We start from the raw sequence: 6,337 nt of genomic DNA, 5'->3' as shown, positions 1-6,337 counted from the left end.
ACCATCAGATTGTATTGAAATGAGCATGTAGCAGAAGAGAGCAGGTTAATTCAATGCCTCCCCTGCCAGTGGTAGAATTTGGCCGGGTGCTTCACGAATCCAGGGTAGAGGCTAAGGGGCTGGGCAAATTTACGGCTTCGCTGAGAAATGTGAAAAGAGCCGCGCCGCCCACCCGGCTCGTCTACTATGAGGATCTGGTAGCAACCACTGGCGGATTGCTCGCGATGATCGCGGTTCTGGTCACTGCCCTAACGAACTTTAATCTGCTGGATGGAGTGAGCAGTATCTTAATCAGCTTCATGATGATTGGCGTTGCTTTTAGGGTCGGTTACGACAACATGGTCGGATTGATTGGAGTCGCCGCTCCTCCGGAAATTGAAGAGCGGATCTCAAGGATCATCTTTGACGAGCCGCTGGCCGATCCGCATATCTCGGATGTTACTCTGGGAATTCTTGAAGATAACGGTGTCCGCAATTGGGTGCCTCAGCATGAATTGAATTAATTAGAAGAACAAAGGGGAGTGCCGGTGATGCGGCACTCCCCTTTGTTCTTCCTGTCTTGTGATTCAGAAAGAAGATTACTTTCTCCGGCATAATCTTCTTAACCTGCTTGTTTGCCCTCGCATTTCTTGCAGACTTCAAGCTTCTCGCCGGCAACACCTTTGCCGATATAGAGCAGCTTGATTCGCGTGCTGCCACAGATCGGGCAGGTTCCTCTGCCTCGGGACGGCATCCGCCAGAGCGCTTTGCCGCGTTTATTCTTGGACATGAATTTCGCCCACCTTCGCCATTGATATCCTATCTTATGCCTAGAGTGAACTAACGGTTCTGCCTGAACAGGATTCATTTTTAAACCTGTTGAAGCACAACCGTTTTTTATGTTTTGTTTGATTCAGAAAATATTTACTAGAGTGTAACAAATATTACGTTATATATAGATATGAATAGATATAATCAGACATAATTAGATTTGAAATAGCGAATTCCATAGAGATTCAAGAAGAGGCTGCGCAGCGGAATTTTCCGTCTGTACAAATATAATCTAGGAGGAGTGGAAGATGATTAGTTTATCACGCACCCACATATTCGGCAGAAGATTAGGTCTCATGATTCTTGGTCTCTTATTTACGGTGTCAGTCTCTGCGGCAAGTTTACTCGTGCCGGAAGAGGCCTTCGCTGCACCTACCAGCTCTATTGATCTGTATTTAGACAGCACTTTTGTAGGGACAATAACTTCTACAGATATTAATGCCAATGCAGATTATTTTGACTATACAGGCAATCGCAACAATCTCACGAACGTAGCGTATACTGCCTACGGCAGTCCGGTTCTCGAACTGTTCCAGAGTCTTATAGACAACGAAGCGTTAAGTGTCGATGTAGACTCCGATGTAATTAGTGTAACGTTCTCCTCGCTGGTTGGACCTAACTATACCAGAACCTTCAACAATCCGGGGACTCAGCTGTTCTCCAGCCGCTATACCTTCCCGAATCCGGACATTGCCACCTCCGGAACCTTGGTGCCGGCAGTTTTGGCTACTGATATCAACGGCAGTGGTGAGGATGTTATTCGATTGCTGTTTGGAACTTTAGCAGCGCAAGAGACGAATATTCCTTATTTTCTCTCTAACATTAACCGCATTGACTTATACACCTCTGGTACCTTTACCGGCGGATATGCTTACTGAGTTGTCATGATCTAGGGATTGCCGCTGTTGCAGCCTGCATTAGTGAGCGTTCCATTGAACGGCCTTCTTTGCTTAATACTGCAGGGAAGGCCAATTTTTTATAGGTGCAGACAATTCAATGTAACGTATACAAAAGACAAGGGGAGATGGAAAAGTGAGAGTGAAGGGAAATAGATGGTGCAGGAGTCTGCTGATAGTTCTGCTCTCTGCGGCAATGCTGGTGCAGGGCTTCGGGAGGAGCCAGAGCAGCGCGGCAGGATTGGAAGCGGAGGGAACCTGGATATATGAAGGCAATAGGGAAATTGATGCGAAAGCTGCCCTTCCGGAAATAGCCTATAACAGCAAGGGCGAACTGTACATTAAATATCTCGCTACTTATAAAAGCGGAAACGGCATTCCTTCCATTAAAAAGTATGACGGAGTGAAATGGATGACGCTTCCTACTCCGCTGGAGGCAATCCCGATGCCGGCTGCTTCGGTAACCAGCTCCTTCGTAATCGACAATGATGTACCTTATTTGGCATATAGGGGAGATAATAATGAACTGCATGTGAGCAAGTTGGCGGAAGAGGGATGGGAGACTCTCGGAGGGCCTGTCTTTGTCAGTGAAAGCACTACGCTTGACCACATATCCTTAACGATAGTGGATGGAACCCCATATGTGGCGTATTCGGGAGTAGTTAAGGGTGAAAAAGTATGGCAGATCAAAAAATACATTGCCGGAGCATGGACGTTGATACCTAGTCCTGAGGGAAGTCATCCGAGTGGTGATGCCCCTTTTGCAATAGATGACGACGGTATTTTATATGTAGGCTATATTTCAAGTAACAGTGCACAGAGAGCAACTGTGAAGAAATATAATCCGGACCGCAAGGAATGGGAACGGATCGGCAACCAGAATTTCACTGGTGGAGCGCTTAGCATGCCTAAGTTAATCATCGAAGACGGGATATTATATTTCGGATATGTAGACAGTTCCGCCAACGGCAACAGGCTGACAGTTATGGAGCATTCAGCGGGTGAATTATTGGGAGATTGGACGAAGGCTGGAAATGCGGTTTCTGAGAATAGAGTAAGCTCATATACCTTATCTGCGGAAGCCGGAAAGGTATATGCCGTGTATCGGGATTATACTGAACCCTACACCGTATCTGCCAAAAGCTTAAGCAAGCTCATGGATGGGAGCTACACCTGGGATAAGCTTGGAGAATCATTATCCGTAACAGTTCAGATTCTATCTGATATGACAGTCAGGGATGGAGTACCATATGTCAGCTACGTAGAAGACGGCAAGACCGGGTCCATATCCATCATCAAATACAGCGATGCCGATTTCAAACTCTGGGGACAAGTACGGGATTCGGCAGTTCAACTGGAGTGGGACGCAGCAGAAAAGGCTACCGGATACATTATTTTTAAAGACGGGGTACAATTCAGCTCTGTCGGCAGAGAAGGACGAAGTGATGTGATTCCGAAGCTTGAAAATAATACAGCCTACCGGTTTATGATCCGTACAGTGGATGGACGTTATTCCAATGAAATCAAGATAACACCGTTGGCCTTGCCGCCAACTGCTCCACTGCATGTGCAGGCTACTTCGGTCAATAATGCACAAGTGAACATTAGCTGGGATCCGGTTACTGCCGCTACTGGAGCAGATGCAACGGGTTACTACGTTTACCAGCGTGATGCGGAAGTCAGCAGTTATCCGGATACACCGGCTGCTGTAGTTACCGGGAACAGCTCCACCGCCTATACATTGACCGAAGGATTGAGCAGTGGCAAGACAGTCTACTTCAAGGTGAGAGCTTTTAATGAGAATGGGGTTAGCGATGAAGCCGAATCTGCAGAGGTCAACGCTACGCCGGGTCTCAACGTATGGGAATCTCTAGGAACCGTTTCCAGCTCTGCCTCTATGGACAACTCTTTGATCGTAAATGACGGCACACCTTTTTTGGCCATCGTAGAGAATGGAAAAGTGTCCGTCAAAAAACACACGCCCACCGGATGGGAGTATGTTGGAAGCCCAGGATTTCTGGAAGGCGGCGTTGGATATACTTCGCTGGCTTTCTTTAATAATGTGCCATATATCGCATCTACGGATATCCATAACAGTGTTACGGTTATGAAGTATACAGGGAAGGGTGCAACCAAATGGGAGCCTGTCGGAGGGAGAAGCATCATCGACAAGCTGGTTGATAATGTAGCTCTGGCTATTGATAAGAACGGTATACCTTTTGTTGCTTTTAACGTCCAGCCTGCCAGTGGCCAAGAGCCGGGTGCGATGGTAATGAGATATAGCGGTAAAGGTGACACTGGCTGGGAGCTTGTCGGGGACGGAATCATATCGGTAGGTGCGGCAGGAACCTATGTATCATTATTTGTGGACGGAATCACGCCCTATGTCGCTTTCCGTGATAATAACGCCAACCGGGGAACTGTCATGATGTATGATGGCAGCCAGTGGGTAGCTTTAGGCGGACGCGGATTTACCAAGAACATGACAACTGCGAAAGCCGTCAAGTGGACATCGGTATTTGTGTACGATGGAACGCCTTATCTGGCTTTTCGGGATGTGGGGCCGAATCTGGTCAAATTTAACGGGCAGAATTGGGAGTATGTCGGCAGCAAAAATTTTGAAGGGAATCCCGATAACGACCTGAATTATACCCGTCTTTTTATAGATCAGGGCATACCCTATATCTTGTTCAGGTCAGCGGATAATGGCGGAAAAGCCATTGTAATGAAATATACCGGCAAAGGAGATACCGGCTGGGAATTTGTCGGGAACAAAAGTTTTTCCAAAGGAGCGGTGGATCATACCTCACTATACGTGGAGAATGGCATTATCTATGCTGCATTCACGGATATGGCACAGTCAGGAGGAGATTACAAGACGGTTGTGATGCGGTTCGATGACAGTGGTTCGGCTCCGGCAGTACCGCTGAATGTTACAGCAAGCGCGCGGGATCGCGGGGTTGAACTGAACTGGTCTGCCTCTCCCAAAGCGGATCATTATAATGTTTATTTGCGTACCGCAGGGGAGGGCTACGGTGCACCGGTAGGCGTTGCAACAAGCAACTATTTATCAGTGAAGGAGCTTGCCAACGACACCACTTATTATTTAACAGTGACCTCGGCTAGCGAAACGGCTGGAGAGAGCGGGAAATCAATGGAGGTTGCGGTGACACCGTTTGACACTGCGGCTCCTCCACTTACGGCTCCGATTGAAGTTAGTCCGGGAAGTGCACCCGGCAGAGCTCTGGTCAAAACTGCAGTCTATGATGAAGTCTATCATGAGTTAAAGCTAATCGTTTCTGTGGAGCCTTTGGATACCCCGGACATTGTGCTTGACCGTGTACCTGCTGAAGCGGTTCCGATTTCCGCCCTGTCTTTCGAGCTAGCCGATGTGGAAGCTGGAATGTATATCGCAATTTATGAGACGGACGAAAAGGGGACAATCTTCCGTTTCAGCTCAAAGCTGCTGCAGCGGGGAGAGGTAGCACCATATCCCGTCAGGATGCTCGAAATAGATATTGTACCCGGCAAATCGCAGGGCACGGCCACGGTACAAACGGCGACTTACGATCCGCTCAACAGCATAGCTGTGCAAGTGTCAGCCGATGCTATAGCGGTTCCGGTTAAAGGAGACTTACTGCCTGCCGGAGTACTCAGCTACAAGCCGGGGGAAGATATCACTGTTGCAGCGGGTTCGTATATTGCAGTCTATGAGATCAATAAAAGCCGGCAAATTAACGGTTTTGCCCAGGCTAAGGTTTCGGCTGGGCAGATTTATACAGCTCCACCTGCCGGTAACAATCCCTCGTTCCAGAGTGCTGTTGTCCAGCCAGTCGCAAAGCCGGATCTGCTTAAAGTAGATGAGGCTTGGGCACTCAAGGAATTGAACAATGCTGAAGCCGCTGTATTAAGTATAGATCTTAAAGATGTTGATAGTTCTGCAATTGGCACCATATCTGTATGGTTTCCGCAATCTGTCATCCGCTTGACGGTTCAGCTCGGTAAACCACTGCAAATTCTTGACCGAGGTTCGAGATGGACGATAGCCGCGAAGCAGTTATTGTCGGCCGAAGCGGAAGAGGTCACGCTGACATTTACCCAAAAGGCAGCGGTGGATCAGCCTGCAAATACGCAAGGGCGTATTCTGTATACTATTACTTCGTCGGTTGAAAATCTTGATCCGTTGGAAAAGAACTCCTTTGCTCTGAACGTACAAGTACCGGTTTCTGGTGGAGAAAGTGATACGGACAAGCTGGTGATTTACGTGCAGGATGAACAGGGGAACTGGCGGTATCTTGACAGTAAGATTACGGGTGGAAGCATAGAATTCGAGCCGGCGCAATGGGGAGCTTATCTGCTGGCGAAATCCACCAAGATCTTTGGAGATCTGAACTCTCACTGGGCCCGGCATGCCATTGAAGTGATGGCTGCCCGAAATATCGCGACTGGAACAGACGAAGGTTTATTTGCTCCGAATCAGACGCTGACCCGTGCGGAGTTCGCGGTGATGCTGGCCCGACTGCTGAATCTTAAAATGGAAGCAGCCGTGTTCACAGATGTCCCTGAAGATGATGGTACGCGGCAGGAGTAAATGCCGCAGCAGAAGCTGGAATTATAGGAGGCGGCGGGGC

3 protein-coding genes and 1 pseudogene are annotated in these 6,337 nt (G+C 48.3%); 3 read left to right on the top strand and 1 reads right to left on the bottom strand.

Annotation, left to right across the window (positions count from 1 at the left end; all coding sequences use genetic code 11):
• Window positions 1-86: 86 nt before the first annotated feature.
• Window positions 87-503: pseudogene (locus ACQ76X_RS33725) on the top strand (cation diffusion facilitator family transporter); the annotation flags it as partial.
• A gap of 98 nt (window positions 504-601) precedes the next feature.
• Here the strand turns inward: ACQ76X_RS33725 and ACQ76X_RS33720 are convergent.
• A complete protein-coding gene (locus tag ACQ76X_RS33720) occupies window positions 602-769 on the bottom strand; it encodes a hypothetical protein (protein WP_179091874.1) in 168 nt (55 codons plus the stop codon).
• A 289-nt stretch (window positions 770-1,058) separates the two neighbouring features.
• Here ACQ76X_RS33720 and ACQ76X_RS33715 point away from each other — a divergent pair, with 289 nt between their 5' ends.
• On the top strand, window positions 1,059-1,688 hold the full coding sequence (locus tag ACQ76X_RS33715; RefSeq protein ID WP_438498166.1) for a hypothetical protein: 630 nt from the start codon (window positions 1,059-1,061) through the stop codon (window positions 1,686-1,688).
• Window positions 1,689-1,842: 154 nt separating this feature from the next.
• The gene (locus ACQ76X_RS33710) at window positions 1,843-6,297 is read left to right on the top strand and encodes a fibronectin type III domain-containing protein (RefSeq protein WP_438498164.1); all 4,455 of its coding nucleotides are present in this window, start codon (window positions 1,843-1,845) and stop codon (window positions 6,295-6,297) included.
• Window positions 6,298-6,337 lie beyond the last annotated feature (40 nt).

Origin of the sequence: Paenibacillus sp. IHBB 3054, assembly GCF_051594305.1 — a bacterium.
In the GTDB taxonomy this organism is placed as follows: domain Bacteria; phylum Bacillota; class Bacilli; order Paenibacillales; family Paenibacillaceae; genus Paenibacillus_AQ.
This window is presented reverse-complemented; position numbering and strand designations above follow the sequence as displayed.

What these genes read in the sequence shown, in the direction of transcription:
- ACQ76X_RS33720 (WP_179091874.1), bottom strand. Translation starts at nt 769, where the DNA reads ATGTCCAAGAATAAACGCGGCAAAGCGCTCTGGCGGATGCCGTCCCGA.
- ACQ76X_RS33715 (WP_438498166.1), top strand. Translation starts at nt 1,059, where the DNA reads ATGATTAGTTTATCACGCACCCACATATTCGGCAGAAGATTAGGTCTC.